Annotated in this window: 9 protein-coding genes and 1 pseudogene; 4 read left to right on the forward strand and 6 right to left on the reverse strand. The window is 67.0% G+C overall.

Annotation, left to right across the window (positions count from 1 at the left end; genetic code table 11):
• Positions 1-21 precede the first annotated feature (21 nt).
• Both HHX35_RS41035 and HHX35_RS41040 read right to left on the reverse strand, forming a co-directional pair.
• Positions 22-2,319 carry a nucleoside hydrolase-like domain-containing protein gene (locus HHX35_RS41035; RefSeq protein WP_182903993.1) on the reverse strand — a complete coding sequence of 766 codons (2,298 nt, stop codon included), beginning with the start codon at positions 2,317-2,319 and terminating at the stop codon, positions 22-24.
• 755 nt (positions 2,320-3,074) lie between these two features.
• Positions 3,075-4,916 (reverse strand): nucleoside hydrolase-like domain-containing protein, encoded by a 1,842-nt coding sequence (locus HHX35_RS41040; protein WP_182903994.1) that lies wholly within the window; start codon positions 4,914-4,916, stop codon positions 3,075-3,077.
• A gap of 990 nt (positions 4,917-5,906) precedes the next feature.
• On the opposite strand from HHX35_RS41040, the gene HHX35_RS41045 reads away from it, so the two are divergent.
• Both HHX35_RS41045 and HHX35_RS41050 read left to right on the forward strand, forming a co-directional pair.
• Positions 5,907-7,391, forward strand: coding sequence for a DUF1593 domain-containing protein (locus HHX35_RS41045; RefSeq protein ID WP_182903995.1), 1,485 nt, complete (start codon positions 5,907-5,909; stop codon positions 7,389-7,391).
• 896 nt (positions 7,392-8,287) lie between these two features.
• Positions 8,288-9,214: a nucleoside hydrolase gene (locus HHX35_RS41050; RefSeq protein WP_182903996.1), complete on the forward strand. Its 927-nt coding sequence runs from the start codon at positions 8,288-8,290 to the stop codon at positions 9,212-9,214.
• Positions 9,215-10,065: 851 nt separating this feature from the next.
• Here HHX35_RS41050 and HHX35_RS41055 read toward each other — a convergent pair.
• Both HHX35_RS41055 and HHX35_RS45285 read right to left on the reverse strand, forming a co-directional pair.
• The gene (locus HHX35_RS41055; RefSeq protein ID WP_220506491.1) at positions 10,066-11,931 is read right to left on the reverse strand and encodes a nucleoside hydrolase-like domain-containing protein; all 1,866 of its coding nucleotides are present in this window, start codon (positions 11,929-11,931) and stop codon (positions 10,066-10,068) included.
• Positions 11,932-13,267: 1,336 nt separating this feature from the next.
• A complete protein-coding gene (locus HHX35_RS45285; protein WP_396781871.1) occupies positions 13,268-13,648 on the reverse strand; it encodes a methyltransferase in 381 nt (126 codons plus the stop codon).
• A gap of 121 nt (positions 13,649-13,769) precedes the next feature.
• Between HHX35_RS45285 and HHX35_RS41065 the strand changes: the two genes are divergently transcribed.
• Both HHX35_RS41065 and HHX35_RS41070 read left to right on the forward strand, forming a co-directional pair.
• Entirely contained in the window at positions 13,770-14,105 is a 336-nt protein-coding gene (locus HHX35_RS41065) for a metalloregulator ArsR/SmtB family transcription factor (protein WP_310739649.1), read from the forward strand.
• Positions 14,105-14,812 carry a cation transporter gene (locus tag HHX35_RS41070; protein ID WP_182904000.1) on the forward strand — a complete coding sequence of 236 codons (708 nt, stop codon included), beginning with the start codon at positions 14,105-14,107 and terminating at the stop codon, positions 14,810-14,812. Before HHX35_RS41065 ends, HHX35_RS41070 begins: the two co-directional genes overlap by 1 nt.
• Positions 14,813-15,113: 301 nt before the next feature.
• Here the strand turns inward: HHX35_RS41070 and HHX35_RS41075 are convergent, their stop codons facing one another.
• Positions 15,114-15,374, reverse strand: a complete 261-nt coding sequence (locus tag HHX35_RS41075; RefSeq protein WP_182904001.1) for a hypothetical protein — start codon at positions 15,372-15,374, stop codon at positions 15,114-15,116.
• A 207-nt stretch (positions 15,375-15,581) separates the two neighbouring features.
• Positions 15,582-15,949 (reverse strand): annotated as a pseudogene (locus HHX35_RS44335) (hypothetical protein); the annotation flags it as partial.

Genomic DNA, 15,949 nt, shown 5'->3' on the forward strand with positions numbered 1-15,949 from the left:
GCCTCCGCTCGTGCAGGTTGTTCAGTTGACGTGGAGAACGACTCGGCGGTAGGAGGCCAGAGAAGGGCTGCCGTTGTCGGCCGCGCGCAGGACGATGTGGATGTCCTTGCCGGCTGCGGCAGAAGGCACCTGAACGGTGGCCGTCTGGGAGGTGGCCCCACTGATGCTCACCGCGCCGGCATAGCCCGCGCCGGTGTCCTGCGACCAGCCGTAGCTGATGCTGTTGCCGTCGGGGTCGCCGGAGCCCGCGGCGCTGACCGGGACAGTGGCGCCCGCGCCGACGTTGACCACGACGGGCGCGTACCCCGAGTTACCGTTGACGACCAGGCGCGGGTTCCTGTTGCCGGTGCCGTTGGTCGCCCAGCCGATGCGCGAGATGAAGTCGTTGACGGTGTCCTGTAGGTGACCGTCGACCGCGGCCCGGCTCTTGTTTGCCGCGTCGCCGGAGTTGTCGAGGTAGGCCTGGGTCTGGCCGTCAGGACCGGTGCCGTAGACGAACCGGCCGCCGAAGCTCGCCTGGCTCGGGTCCTGCGGGTCGTTCAGGCCCGGCCACAGGTACAGCCAGCTCGGCGTGTCGCCTTCGACGATGTACTTCCAAGTGGGATACATGCCGCCGAGCGCGCCGTGACCCTGGATCTTGGAGGTGTACTGCGACCAGTACGTACTCTTGATCTTCGAGCCGTACTCCCCCCATGCGGATTCCGACCAGATGTAGAAGAGGTTCTTGAAGTTCTTGCGCATCCAGAACTGGGCGCTGTTCGCGTAACCCTCTCCGTTGTAGCCGCGGTCCTGGTCGGTGATGGCATGCACACGGATCTTGGACAGGAACTGGTTGAGCTGGTCCGCCGACCGCGTCTTGCGGACGTCCCAGATCGCCTGCGCCAGGGTGTTGCCTCCCCCCCAGAAGGTGACCCACACCGGCCGCGGATCCGAATCGTCCACAACCTTGATCACGTGCTGGCTGCCCGGCGAGGACTTGCCGTCTCCCACGGCGTCCATGCCGCGGTCGGGCTGTCCCTCCTTGACGAGGCTGCGTAGATACGCCGGGCTGGGCCAGTAGCCGATCGGCTGCCGGCTCTCGTCGGCCATGAACCCCGTCTGCCCGCTGCGCTTCATCAGCTTGGGAAGATCACGCTCGTAGGCGTCGATGACCTCGTTGAGGTGGTAGGTCTGCAGGGGGCTGCTGCCGTCCAGGCTCCACCCGGTGGTCGAGATGAGGCCCTCGATCTCGAACATGTCGGCGCTGGACAGCAGGTGGATGAACGACTCCATGTCGTCCGGTTCCCAGTTCGCCGACGTGATGTCGGTCATCACGATCACCCTCGGCTTCAGATCCCCGCCGGGCGGCGGGATGGTCGGCGTCGGGCTTGGGCTTGGGCTGGTGGTGGGGCTGGGTGATGGGGAGGGTGTGGTCGTCGTGGCGGTGAAGGTGAGCCAGTCGAGGTTGACGTTGCCGTTGACGAAGACGAGTTTGACGTCCTTGACGCCGTTTTGCGCCGGCAGGGTGAGTGATTTGGTCTGGTAGGTGTCCCAGCCGCCGGTGCCGCCGACGGTCAGGGTGGCGGTGTTGACGCCGCCGGTCCATACCTGGATCGCGGTGTTGCCGCCGCCGTTGGCCACGCTCATCTGGACCGTGGTGGTGCCCGAGTGCAGGTCCACGTTGTTGTACTGGGTCCAGGCGCCGGCTCCGACGTAGCACAGCACGCCGTTGCACACCTGCAGCGAGCCGCCCGAGCTGTCGTAGCTTTCGGCCTGGATGGTGGACCACCCGTCACGTGTGGCGGGAGAACCACTCGGGCTGGAACTCGGACTGGAACTCGGGCTGGGGCTGCGGGTCGGGCTCGCAGACGGGCTGGCGGTGGGGGTGGTGGTCACCGAGCCGGTGCAGGTGACCCCGTTGAGGGTGAACGCCGCCGGTGCGGGGTTGGTGGCGTTGTTCCAGGTGCCGTTGAAGCCCACCTGGGCCGTCGCGCCGGTGCCCAGACCGCCGTTGAAGGAGGCGTTGGTGACCGTGACGTCGGCGCCGGACTGGCTGACCGTGCCGTTCCACAGCTGGCTGATCGTCTGCCCGGCGGCGAAGGAGAACTTCAGCGTCCAGTTCGATATCGGGTCGCCGAGGTTCTTGATGTCGATGTTGGCCCCGAACCCGCCGGACCACTGGCTGGTGACCGTGTAGGTCACCTGGCAACCCGCCGCGGCACTGGCCTGCGGGGCGGCCGCCACCACCGCACCGCAGGCAAGCGCGGCAAGCGCCGTCACCGCGACCACACCGCGGCGTAGACGCGCCCGCGCGGCCCCTGACCGGGGAACGAATCTCATGCGGCTGACTCCTTTCTCGTCACCACCGCGGCGCGGCACGTGACACTTCCCGGGCAGCAGGAAACAGCGGCACAAACCCGCATCCAGCGATAGACGAGATAGCCGATCACCGACACCGCCACCGCGAATACGAGCGATAGGCGTCACCTGGCTCCACTGCCGTAATCGACCGTCATCATCACACGGAACCAATCCCACCTCAAGAAGAATTCATGTATGAATATATATTCATACCCATGCTGAGGAAGCAGATCGGATCAGCGCATACACCTGACGTCGATCCCGGTCAGGACCAGGTCACAGCACTCACGAAAGGGCAGTCACTTGTGCTTCGAGAGGAATGGCGGCCCGTTCGTCCGCACGCCCATCAGTGCCCTTGATGAGCGGGACCACCCTCGACTGCACAGGCGAAAAACCGCATGAACAACTGACGCCGGACCGGGCGGAAAAACGGCGCCGACATATTCGCCGATGCGCTTGTTGCCCGGCAGGACGAGTTTCTGTTCCCGCTGTGCGACGGATTGATAGTGGTGCGGCCCTCACCCCATGCGAAGAGGGAGTCCCAGCACGGCTCGGACCCTAGCCCGCCCTTTTCCGGTCCGCCACTCATGGACCCGCCGCTGTGGCATCCGCCCACGTCAAGCCTTCGCTCCCCGTGAAACTTTCGGGCGCGCGGTCGGTTCGGGCGGCCGGCGGGTTCGGCGTACGCACGTACGAGGGAGCCGGGGAACCGTGTTCCCCGGCTCCCCGGTCAGTCACTGGACGATGGTGAAAATGATCCTCTGGTACGAGGTGAGGGCGGGCGTTCCGTTGTCCGTCACCTCCAGGATGATGTGGATCTGCTTGCCCGGCTCGTTGGGCACCACGAAGCCGGCGGCATTCTTGGACGTGGCGTTGCCGACGGACACCTTCGCCGAGACCGAGTCGGCGTCGCCGTACTCCCACCAGTGGTAGCTGAGCGCGTTTCCGTCGGGGTCGGTCGTCGGTGAAGCGTCGAGCGAGATCACCTGACCGGGCGACACGTTCCTCCGCAGGCTCCCGTTCACCTTGGCGTTCGGCTGGTGGTTGGCGCCGCTGTAGGAGGAGGCGACATCCCAGTCCATACGGGCCGCGAAGTCGTTCTGGGCTGCCGGGACCCAGCGCCAGTACATCTTGTTGCGGTCTCCGTCGTCGGAGATGGTGGAGTCGGTGAGGTGGTTGGGCTTGTTGGCCGGGTCGTCGAAGACCGACCGGCCGCCCCAGCCGCCGAGCGTGTAATCCTCGTCCGCGTCCAGGCCGTTGGCGATCTCGTGAAGGAAGGAGGGAGTGTCACCCTCGCTCACGAAACTCTGGGGATACATGGCGCCGAGCGGGCCGTGACCGCTCTTGACGTTGGTGTCCAGCCAGGAACTCGTCATGTAGGCCTTGACGTAGTCCGGGCTCGGCCCCGACAGGCTCTGGTAGTCCCAGACATTGTCCCAGCGGTACGCCTCGTTGATGTAGGCCTCGCGGATGTTGTCCTCGATCCACTGACCGCCGCCGTCCTGATACCAGATGCAGTAGATGCGCACCTTGGAGACGGCCCGCTTGTAGTCCGCGGCGGAGTAGGAGGTCTTCAGCCGCCAGAGCGCCGAGGCGACGGTGTTGGCACCGCCCCACACCGTGATGTGGACGGGACGAGGATCGTTGTCGAGCAGCGTGTTGATGATCAGCTGTTCACCCGGGGTGTTCTTGGTCGCCATGTCAGGCGGCGCGACGTTGAGATCGGCGGAGTTCTCGTTGCCGACCCGAACAACGCTCTGCAGATAGCTCGCGTCCGGATAGTTGGGGTTGTGGCGCCTCAGGTTCGGCAGGACCTTCGCGTAGTTCGCGAGCTCCGCTTCGACCCACCTGTCCTTGCTATGGCCGCTCTTCTGGTATCTGGAGTTGGTCTGCACGATGCCCGCGACGTCGAAGTCGGAGGTGTAGTGCAAGAACCTGATCATGGTGCTGCGATCGTCGACCTCGCCGTCGGTCAGCGCGATGACCCGTGGCCTCCCACCCCCGTCCGGGCTTCGGGTGGGTGTGGCGGAAGCGGTCGGGCTTGGACTCGGGCTGGGGCTGCGAGTCGGACTGGGACTCGAGCTGGGACTCCGAGTCGGGCTGGCAGTGGGGCCGGGGCTCGGACTGGTGGTCACGGAACCCGTGCAGGTGACTCCGTTGAGCGTGAACGCCGGGGGCGCCGGGTTGCTCTTGTCGTCCCACGTCCCGTTGAAGCCCACCTGGGTCGTCGCGCCAGTGCCCAGGCCGCCGTTGTAGGAGGCGTTGGTGACGGTCACGTTGCTTCCGGTCTGACTGACGGTGCCGTTCCACAGCTGGGCGACCGTCTGGCCCGCGGTGAAGGAGAACTTCAGAGCCCAGCTTGATATCGGGTCCCCGAGGTTCTTGATGTCGATGTTGGCGCCGAAGCCCCCGGACCACTGACTTGTGATCGTGTAGGCCACCTGGCAACCGGCCGCGGCACTGGCCTGCGGGGCGGCCGCGACGGCCGCGCCGCCAGCGAGCGCAAGCGCCGTCATCGCGACCGCACCGCGGCGTAGGCGTGAGCGCGCGACCTCCGGCCGGGGAAGGGGTGTCATGCGGCTGACTCCTTTCTCGTCACCACTGCGGCGCGGTGAGTGACGGTTTTTCCGGGCAGCTGAACGTGCCGACGCGGACCCGTATCGAGCGATAGGCGAAAAGGCCGGTCGCCGCGATTGTTTTCGCCGGCCGGATGTGAGCTCGGCGTCATCTGGTCCCGCCGTAATCGACCGCCATCTTCACACGGACCCAGTCTCCACTCAAGAATAATTCATAGGCGAATATATATTCAATGCTTGTGGGTGGGCCGGTAGGCGTCCACCGACCTTTCTCGTTTCGCCCATCCCACCAGGTCGTCCGCCCATGGCGACCATGTCGCCGTGCCCATGCGGTTCACGTCGGCACACATGACCGTGGCCCCACCGGATGTGCATCCGTACGTGTGCGTGAATAAGCAGGAACAGACAACGCAAAATAAGCGGCACCGCGGCGGCACAAGCGCTTTCGGCGGCACGAATTCGCGTTATCGCGCGCTCGCCGAGGTCAGGTCGGTACCGTCCAGGACGAGAGCCGGCGGATGCGCTCTGCCCCGGCTGGTGCTTCCTTTCGACCTACGAATTCAGTGCGAGGCAGACGGGCTCGGCGTGCGGCGCGACAGCGCCTGGCGGCTTCACCTCTCGCGCACGCGTTCAGAAGCAGCGGTCCGCACGCGGGGACCGTACCCACCCCTACGCGGTACGGCCAGCCGAGACTTCGGCGATCCGCCGTCTCCCCACGTCGGGCCTCCACACCGCCATGAAACTTTCGCCCGGCACCGCCCCCCTGCCGACGAGCGGACGCCTGTCGCCACCGAGCCGTGCCGGACAGGCAGCCTTGACGACCCCTCTGCGGCGCATGAATACTGCCAGGGCGTCAAATCTCTATTCCTTGCTGAATAGAGATTCAAGAAAGGAACTGCCGTGTCCCTCTCCGGCCCCTCCGTTCCCCGGCACCGGCATCGCATTCGCATGTTGACCTGTGGGATCGCCGCCCTGCAAGGTGTCCTCACTATGACCAATGCGCTCCCCGCGGCGGCCAAGCCCGCCGAGTCCTCCTGGGAAGGGAACCGGCCCAGAACGGTCGTCACCACCGATATGGAGAGCGACGACTACGCCTCACTCATCCGGTACCTGCTCTACACCAACGACGTCGACACTCAGGGGATCGTCTACAGCAGCAGCAAGTATCACTGGTCAGGGGACGGCCAGGGCACCCTCTTCTTCCTGCCCGGCCGCGAGTACACGACGCCGCAGGCGTCCTGGCGATGGACCGGAAGTCGCACCATCCAGGACCAGGCCCTGCGCGCGTACGCCGAGGTCTACCCCAACCTGCGGCGGCACGACCCCCGCTATCCCACGCCTCACGCGCTGCTGTCCAGGGTAAAGATCGGCAACATCGATTTCGAAGGCGAGATGGCGAAGGACACCGAGGGCTCCGATCTGATCCGCAACCTGCTGCTGGACCACGATCCCCGGCCGCTGTATCTGCAGGCGTGGGGCGGCACCAACACCATCGCCCGTGCCCTCAAATCGATCGAGGACCGGTTCTCCGGCACCAAGCAGTGGCCCCGTGTCAAGGCCGAGGTCTCGGCGAAGGCGGTGATCCTGGCCAGCGGCTTCCAGGACGAGACCTACGCGAAGTACATCGCGCCCGTCTGGCCGAGCATCCGCGTGCAGAACATGGAAGCCGGATACGCCACCTGGGGCTTCAACTGTGAGTGGGGGCAGGGCAACGTCCGCGGTCTACCCGCCGACCGGGTCTACTTCAGCGGTGAGTGGATCAAGCAGAATATCCAGATCGGGCCGCTGGGCTCGCTCTATCGGTCATGGCTGGACGGGCAGTCGATGCCCGGCGACCCACTCGACATCTTCGGCGACTCCGAACGCGCCCCGAGCGGCTGGTGCAAGCCGTTGGCACCGTACGACTTCCTCTCCGAGGGCGACAACGTCGCCTTCAATCCCCTGCTCGACACCGGGATCCAGGCTCCGGAGAACCCGGCGCTCGGCGGCTGGGGCGGCCGGGCGACCCAGACGACCACCAACCCGAACCTGTGGACCCTGGCGCGGACGGAGAAGGACGACACCGGCGCCGACGTCGAGAACTACACGACGCTGCGTTGGGCCGGGGCCGCGCAGAACGACTTCGCGGCCCGCATGCGGTGGACCCTGACCCCCGACTACCGCGACGCCAACCACCCGCCCACCGTCAAGATCGTTGGTGGTGGGACGGTCCGGGCACGCCCCGGCTCCGTCGTCACGCTCACCGGCCTGGCCGGCGACCCCGACCATGATCGTGTGACGCTTCGCTGGTGGCAGTACCAGGAAGAAGGCACCTATCCCGGCATTGTCACGATCACGGACCACGGCCACGGCCGGGCCTCCGTCACCATCCCGGACGCCGAACCAGGGCAGACCATCTCGATCATCCTCCAAGGCACCGACGACGGCCAGTTCCCCCTCACCCGCTACGACCGCGTGTTGATCCAGGTCGTCTGACCGGTTGAGTCGCACTTGGGTCGCACAAGGCGTCTCTCACCTGCAACGCCGTACGCTCGGGCTCCCAGCCGGGGCCAGTGGCGGCCGTGGCGGTCCCGACCACCGGCGTCCTGACCACGCCGGCGTACGCGGACTCCACTCTCGGCCAGTTGGCGGCGGCCAAGGGGCGGTACTTTGGCTCAGCAGTGGCCAGGTGCCGGCCACGGGCGCGGTTCCGGCGCCTCGCCCCGTGACCGGCACCGCCGGAGCGACGTCGTCAACGGGCACCGTTCGGTCGCTCCCGAGACGCCGTGAGCGAGTGGAGCTGCTGCTACGGAAGTACGGTTGTCGGCGCCAGACGCGACGAGAGCCCGATCTCGCCGCCGTCGTCGGCCTGGTCCTCACCGATAGGCGGAAACTCTGGATCCTGGACGTGATTCGGGGTGCCGAGAGCGCCGCGCAGAACGCGGGGCCGCCGTCGCCGTGTCCGTCCTGCGCGGGCACCGAGAGCAGCCCAGGACTTGCTGCGGGACGTCGCGACGCGCAACGTATGCGGCCTGGTCGTCGTCCACCCCGACTCCTCCACCTTTCTCCCCGTCACGATGTACGCCCGCCGCCTCCCGATCGTCGTGATCGATCCCGGCGGCACCCGCTGGTGGACGGGAGGAGCTCCTGTGTGCAGCGTACGGGCGAACCGGTCGAGGCGACGAGCGTGGCCAGGTCGCGGGCACCGACGCCAGAGACGAGCCGAGGGGGCGTCCTTGACATACGTTCGACGGGCGGTTAGCGTCCCGAGGAATGAATATCGACACGCCTTTGAATATTTATGCAAGAGGTCTAGTGTGCCGCCTCTCGCTCTCCCCGGCCAAGGTTCTCGACCCTGCCGGTGAGCGGGTCGCTGGAAAGGGGTCGCCGCGATGAGATCGTTGAGCCGCCGCCGCCGCGTCATCATCAACACCGATGCGAAGAACGAAGCGGACGACCAGTACGCGATAGTGCACGCCCTGCTGTCGCCCGGCCTGAACATCCGCGGCGTCATCCCGGCCCATTTCGGTCAACGGCCGGGACGGAGCCTGCGGAGCATGGAGGACAGCCGCGTCGAGGTCGACCTTCTGCTGAAATACCTCGGCATGCAGGACCAGGTCCGGGTGGAGAACGGCGCGCCGTTCCCGATGCCGGCCGTCAACATCCCAGTCCCGTCGCCCGGCGCCGAATTGATTATCGAAGAGGCGCTGCGCGACGATGCCGAAGGGCCGCTCTACGTGGCCTTCTTCGGTCCGCTCACCGACATGGCGAGCGCGCTGCTGATGGAACCCCGCATCGCCGAACGCGACATCATCGTGGTGTGGATCGGTGGTCCAGGCTACGATGCCGATCCGTTCCCGGGGCCCGAGTTCAACCTGTCCAACGACGTCGTCGCCGCCAACATGGTCTTCCGCTCCACGCTGACGGTCTGGCAGGTGCCCAGGTCGGCCTACGCGATTACAGCCGTGGGCTACGCCGAGCTCGACGAGAAGGTCGCGCCCTGCGGCCCCCTGGGCAGGTACCTGGTCGATCAGCTCCGCGAGTGGAACGAGCGATTCGCCAACGACCCCATGGAATACCGCGCGCTGGGCGACTCCCCCGCCGTCGCGGTCATCATCAACCCCTCTGCCGGGCAGTACATCGAACGACCGGCGATGGGTTTCACCTACGACTGCACCTACGACAGCACGGCGCAGTATCGGCCGATCCGGGTGTACCAGACGATCGATTCCCGCTTCATGCTCGAAGACTTCTTCGCCAAACTGCGCCAGTTCGCACGAAGCCAGTCCACCGTGTCCGAGGCCCCCCATCTGCCGTGAAAGTCGGCGGCCCCGGCACGCACCTCGTCCGGGGCCGCGACCAGCCCGCCCAAGACGGGGCCGCCGGAGGCGACCTACGGAGAAGTCCGACGGGATCGGCACCCCGCCGGGGATGGAGCGCTTCGCCCTGGCCGTGCCGACCCCTCCGGCCACCGGCCGCGTGACGACGATGTCCTGCCGGTCGGGCCGGCACACTGCCCCCAGACGGGACCCGCCCGGAAGGTCCCGTCTGGGCCGACTTCCCGACTCAGCGGGAGGCCCTCCGGATGGCGACCGAGCAGTGGCGAAGCCACTCAGGAGTGGATGAGGCGGACCGGTTCGGCGCTCTCGCTGTTGTGCCGTTCGGTCCACGTGGTCAACGCGGTACGGCAGGCGTGATCGAGACGGAGACGGTGGCTGGACCGCCTCCAGCAGCCCCCGCACGTCGATCCTCGCCACCGGCAGGTCGAGCAGCGCGGTGACGGCCGAGGCGAGGGCGACCGCGCCAGCGCTCCGGGCAGGACACGCGCTCGAGCGGGATGTCCTTCATGAGGTCGATGCCGGTGCCGTCAGGCAGGCGTCGCCGTCGCCGTGTATGGCGAACGGTTGGTCGGGACCGGGGTACGTGGCAGGCGAACCCGCGGGTGCGCCAGCCATCTGGCGTGGCCTCGTCTCTCTCGCGGGCCGTCTTCCCCATCCATGTGCTCGTTCGCCATCGCGAGGACGCTCTCGTCCTCATCCACACCGAGCGCCGGCTACCTATGGGGGGAAGCCGGCCATGAAACCATCGCTGAGAACGACCTGAAGGCGCTGCCGTAACAGCGCCTTCAGGCGATGGGATTCAGAGAGAGACACTCCTTACTGAACGGCGCTTATGGCAGGTTCCAATCCGCGCGTTCGGCGAAGGATGCCTGGAATTGGGGGCGCCACTTGGAGATGGTTCCTCCGCCGGGCCCGTCGATCCAGTGGTTGGTCGTGCCGTCACGCTTGTACTGCCCGCCCCAGCTGGGCTGAGTGGGATCCTCGGGATTGTTGAGCCCGCGGTTGGCGCTGAGCAGGTGCAGGAACGAAGGCGAGTCACCCTCCTGTACCCCTGTGATGCAGCATCCCTTCGGCGGGTAGACAGCGCCGAGAGGCCCGTGGTTGTAGCGGATGTTCGTGTTGAGCCAGTTCAGATCGCACAGCGACGTGTCGCCGCTGTTGCAGAACATTCCGCCGTAGGTGGTGTTCGAGTGGATGATGAACAGGTTCGGGAAGTTCTGCTTCAGCCAGTCGATCGTGTCGTCCTGGTGCGCGATGGCGAAGATGCGCATCTTGCTGAGGAAGGTGTTCAACTGGTTCGTGGTGCGCGTGTTCTGGACCTTCCAGATCGCCTGTGCCACAGCGCTGTTGTCACCCCAGATGGTGAACCACACCGGCCGAGGGTCGGGCTTGTCCACGATGGAGATGATCGCGTTCGACGCCTCGCTGTCCTTGCCGGCGCCGATGTTGTTGCTGGTCGACTTGCCCCAGGTCCCGTCGCGGCCCTCGAAGGTGACCGAACGCAGGTAGTCGGGGCTGGGGAAGGCGGGGTCGTGTTTCCGCAGGTTCTCGTCCACCTGGTCGTACTTCGCGATCGCGTCCAGAATGTGCTGCTTGTCGGCGTAGTTGGCCGAAGTGGCCGCCGTAGCGATCAGCCCCTCGACGTCGAACTCGTTGGTGTACATCAGGAAGCGGACCATCGACTGCACGTCATCTGGGTCGCTGTTCGTCCCGGGCAACGTCGGGAAGTCCGACGAGACGACGACGCGGAACTTCTGCCTGGGCCCCGTCGGCGTCGCTGAAGGGCTGGGGCTGGGGCTGGAGGTGGGGCTGGGTGATGGGGAGGGCGTGGTCGTCGTTCCGGCGAACTTGAGCCAGTCGACGTTGACGTTGCCGTTGACGAAGACGAGTTTGACGTCCTTGACGCCGCTTTGCGCCGGCAGGGTGAGGGACTTGGTCTGATAGGTGTCCCAGCCGCCGGTGCCGCCCACGGTCAAGGTGCCGGCGTTCACGCCACCCACCCACACCTGAATCCCCGTGTTACCGCCGCCGTTGGCCACACTCAACTGAACCGTGTTCGTCCCCGAATGGAGATCCACGCCGTTGTACTGCGCCCAGGCATTGGCCCCGACGTAGCACAGCACACCACTGCACACCTGCAAAGACCCACCCGAGGCGTCATAGTTCTCCGCCTGGATCGTGGACCACCCGTCCCGCTTGACCGAACCGGTCGGACTCGGGCTCGGGCTGGAAGTCGGGGTCGGACTGGGGGTCGGGGTCCGGCTGGGACTCGAGCTGGGACTGGGGGTCGGGCTGGGGGTCGGGCTGGTCGTCACCGAGCCCGTGCAGGCGACACCGTTGAGCGTGAACGCCGCGGGCGCCGGATTGCTGTTGTTGTCCCACGTGGCGTTGAAGCCCACCTGCGCCGACGCGCCGGTGCCCAGACCGCCGTTGAAGGAGGCATTGGTCACCGAGACGTTGCCACCGGACTGACTGACGCTGCCGTTCCACAACTGCGTGATCGTCTGCCCCGCCGCGAAGGAGAACTTCAACGTCCAGCTCGACATCGGATCACCAAGGTTCTTGATGTCGACGTTGGCCCCGAAACCGCCCGACCACTGACTGCTGACCGTGTAAGTCACCTGGCAACCCGCCGCCGCACCGGCCTCAGGAGCGGTGGCCACCGCCACACCAGAGGTAAGCACGAGCGCCGTCACCGCGACCACACCGCGACGTAGACGCGAACGCGCGGCTCCTAACCGGGGAATGAATCTCATACGGCTTACTCCTTTCTCGTCACCACCGCGGCGCGGCTCGTGACGCTTCCCGGCAGCTTGGATTCACCGACACCGACCCACTCGAAGTGACAGGCCAACCCGCCGGTAGCCGACACCCTCGTCGCATGAATACGAGCGATGGGCACCACCTGGCCCCGCTGCCGTAATCGACCGTCATCATCACACGGAACCAACGCCACCTCAAGAAGAATTCAACACTGAATATATATTCTCATCCTGGGATGCCAGAGCCGGACCGGGTTGTTCACGATGCTTCATCGAATCTGCTCGGATCCGGGTGGCCGCGCATGGCTGTGGATGCAACGCCCTTGCCGGCCTTGTGGTCCGCAGGGTGGCGGCAGTGGCCCCGCGCACACCGGCGCTTACCGTGCCAGCCGTTTCCGGAACTGCCCCGACCTCAAGCCGCCGTCACGGATTTATTCGTGGAAGTAGCACCGATAAGCGATCCCGGACCATACGAAAAACCAAGCCGGCGCCTTATCAATACAATATTCCCGGCGGCGCGGATTCTTGTCGCCGCACGGTGACGGAATCATTGGCGGCACCTTCTCAAACAGGTGCCGGCGAATGCGCTCCGGCCTGGTCGGTCCTTCCCTCCGGTCTTGGCCGCCCCGATGAACCAGGCGGGACCCGGCATGCGTGCGCCGCCCACGGCGGGATGGCCTCACCCCTCAGGAGGAGGCGAGCAGAGTGGCGCTTTCGGCCGGGACCCTACCCGCCCCTTTCCGGCCCCGGCCATCCACGGACCAGCCACTCCAGCATTTGCCCAGGTCGAACCTGCGTGGCTCACGAAACTTTCACTCATACGACCCCGACACGCGAGGGGAACCCCACGGTGGACGGCGACCGTGACGGCCACGAACTTCACCACCGGGGCCGGAACGCCCGCACAGACGATCACGAAAGGCAACATCGCCTACTGGTCCGGCCCCGTCACCGCCGCCTCCTCCGGTGCCGCCGGCACCCTCGCTCGACAGCAGGGGCCGGGGTCGGCCAGATCGTCTGCGGGCGGGGCGGCGCGTGCCCCGCCCGGATGTGGCGTGGCCGGCATGGGCCGGGCCCGGGCTGCTCCGGGCCGCCGCCCGCAGCGCGATGATCCTCCTGCCGTTCATCGCCCTGGCAGAGGCATTTCCCTGGCTGGCGGCGGCGCGGACCGCTCGCCAGGTCGTTCCCGTCCTGCTGGAGATGCTCGCGGATGACCGGGCCCGCCGGGTGCACGGGGAGCTGCCGCTGGCGCGCGCCCTGGTGCGGATGGCTACGCCACCGACGGGCTCCTCCGAAGCCGGCGTGCTCGCCCTGGCCGGCACAGTTGCACCGCCACGACCAGGGCGGCAAGCGCGAGCAGAGCCGACCATGAGGGCACCAGCAAGGCCCAGCCGATCGACGCCGTGAGCATCGCCGCGAAGATGGGGTTGCGGGCCACCCGAAATGGGCCGGTGGTCACCAGAGCGGTGGCTTCACCTTCGTACACGCCGACCGCGCCAGGACGCGCCCATGACCGACTGCGAGAACAAGGTGCCCGCGCCGCCCAGAAGCGCCAGGGCCGCGCCGCCGATCTGAAGCGGGACGGCGACGAGAGCGGGGACCGGCTCGCGGTGTCGGGGAAAACGGGTCTCGGCCGGCGGCGCGACGGCACAGAACCGGCACTGCTCCCGGCCTCTACGTCTCTTTGATCACACGAGGTTGTCCTGAACCCCTCGCTTCAGCTTCTGGATACAGGGATGACTGAATTCAGCATTCGATGTACCGTGAGGGGGGTGTTCACCATCGCCTCCGACATCGAAGTGCTCGCCCGCTTCGGCCGCGCCTTGGCCGACCCCATTCGCTGCCGGATCCTGATCGCGCTTCGCGAGGCGCCGGCTTACCCGGCCGATCTGGCCGATCTCCTCGGCATTTCCCGCACCCGCCTGAGCAACCATCTGGCCTGCCTACGCGAGTGCGGCCTGGTGGTGGCCCTTCCCGACGGCCGGAGGACCCGCTATGAGCTGGCCGATGAGCGGCTCGGCCACGCATTGGACGCCCTACGGACCGCCGTGATCGCCGTGGCCGCCGATCGGATCTGCCCAGACGCGGACGAGAAGGGGTGCTGCTGATGACCGACATCTCGCTGTGCCCGGCCCCGGCCCGGCGAGAGCAGCTGCGGCGGCGCATCCGGCTGCTGGTGACCGCGACCATCACCTACAACGTCATCGAGGCCGTCGTGGCCATCGCGGCCGGCACCACGGCCTCATCGGCGGCATTGATCGGGTTCGGCCTCGACTCCGTTGTCGAGGTCGCCTCGGCCGCCGCGGTCGCCTGGCAGTTCTCCGGGCCCGACCACGAGAAGCGGGAACAGACCGCTCTGAAAGTCATCGCGGTCTCCTTCTTCGCGCTGGCCGCCTACGTCACGGTCGACGCTGTGCGCGCCCTGCTGGGTGCCGGCGAGGCCGATCACTCCACACCTGGTCTGGTGCTGGCCGCGGTTTCCCTGGTCATCATGCCGCTGCTGTCGGCCGCACAGCGCCGCGCCGGCCGCGAGCTCGGCTCGGCCTCGGCGGTGGCCGACTCCAAGCAGACCCTGCTGTGCACGTACCTGTCGGCGGTGCTGCTTATCGGGCTGGCTCTCAACAGCCTCTTCGGGTGGTCCTGGGCCGACCCGATCGCCGCCCTGGTCATCGCCGCGGTCGCGGTCAAGGAAGGCCGCGAAGCCTGGCGCGGAGATGCCTGCTGCGCGACGCCGACGATCGGCACCCGCGAATCGTCAGGCGCCGCCGCGTGCTCCGATGGCTGCTGCGGAGGCGAGGAGGAACCCGCTAACTGAGTCGGCATCGTCTGGTTGCGCAGACAAACGGAATGGCGTTGCCCTTACTCGTCGCGAGTGTGGCCGTCTGCGCTTTCCCGCGTGATCCCTCTTCTAGTCAGTCAGGGCACCTTTCCCCAGGAGGCCGGAACACTGACAGCCGCCACGGTCCAGCGGTCCAGGTATCTCGCCCGGACGATGACGCGCCGACAGGATTCTGAGCCACGCATCCGCCGCCATCGGCGAGGGCGCACCCCCGGCAGAGTTGTACGTTGCCTGCCCTCTGCCGACGCGGGCCGGTCATACGCTCCGCGGTGCCGGTTCAGCGGCTGATGAACACGGGGCCACTGGCCCGGGCCGTACCTGCCGGCGACGGCAGTGGTCGGGGTGGTGTCGGAGGAACGATCCGCGGCGGTCCGGTGACGCGGCCGGTGATGATGTCGATGCGGTTGACGTGCGGGCGCTGCCCCTTGGCGTTGGGCGTGCGGGGCTCGCGGACGCGGACCTCGATTTCGGCGTCGCGGTCGCGGCCGTGCAGGGTGAGAGTTTCGCCGACGGTGGCGGACGACATCCGCATCCGCATCGCGATGGTGTTCCAGCACTACCACCTCTTCCCCCACATGACGGTCCTGCAGAACGTCATTCAGGGACCGTTGTCCGTACGACGCCTGCCGCGGCCCTACGCACTGGAGGTGGCAGAGCGGCTGCTGGAACGCGTCGGCCTCGTCGACAAGCGGGACGGGCACCCTTCGCGGCTCGAACGGTTCTGGCCCTCAGGAGAGCGAACACCTCAATGGTTCTTCGACGGCGGGCCCACGGGCGGTTCGCCCCCTGCCGGTGCGTCCGAGGAGGCGCTGCCGCTGTGTACTGGGCCGTGCGCGTCGGCACAGTGAGGTTCGGTGACACCGTGAGGGTCTGCCGCCTCGGCCGCCGTTTCGCCGATCGCGAGGAGTTGTGGTGGGGCGTGGTCGACCTGGAGCGTGGTGTGGTCGATGCCGTACTCGTCGTGGACCATCCGCTGCGCCGCCTGCCGTACGGCGTGGCAGTCGGCGCCGGGGGTGACCAGGATGTGCGCGGACATGGCGGGGTAACCCGAGGTGACCTCCCAGATGTGCAGGTCGTGCACCTCCACCACGTGTTCCAGGGCGGCGGTCTTGC

This window comes from Microbispora sp. H10830 (assembly GCF_014161375.1).
Taxonomy (GTDB): Bacteria; Actinomycetota; Actinomycetes; order Streptosporangiales; family Streptosporangiaceae; genus Microbispora; species Microbispora catharanthi.

What these genes read in the sequence shown, in the direction of transcription:
- HHX35_RS41040 (WP_182903994.1), bottom strand. Translation starts at nt 4,916, where the DNA reads ATGACACCCCTTCCCCGGCCGGAGGTCGCGCGCTCACGCCTACGCCGC.
- HHX35_RS41045 (WP_182903995.1), top strand. Translation starts at nt 5,907, where the DNA reads ATGACCAATGCGCTCCCCGCGGCGGCCAAGCCCGCCGAGTCCTCCTGG.
- HHX35_RS41070 (WP_182904000.1), top strand. Translation starts at nt 14,105, where the DNA reads ATGACCGACATCTCGCTGTGCCCGGCCCCGGCCCGGCGAGAGCAGCTG.
- HHX35_RS41050 (WP_182903996.1), top strand. Translation starts at nt 8,288, where the DNA reads ATGAGATCGTTGAGCCGCCGCCGCCGCGTCATCATCAACACCGATGCG.
- HHX35_RS41035 (WP_182903993.1), bottom strand. Translation starts at nt 2,319, where the DNA reads ATGAGATTCGTTCCCCGGTCAGGGGCCGCGCGGGCGCGTCTACGCCGC.
- HHX35_RS41075 (WP_182904001.1), bottom strand. Translation starts at nt 15,374, where the DNA reads ATGCGGATGCGGATGTCGTCCGCCACCGTCGGCGAAACTCTCACCCTG.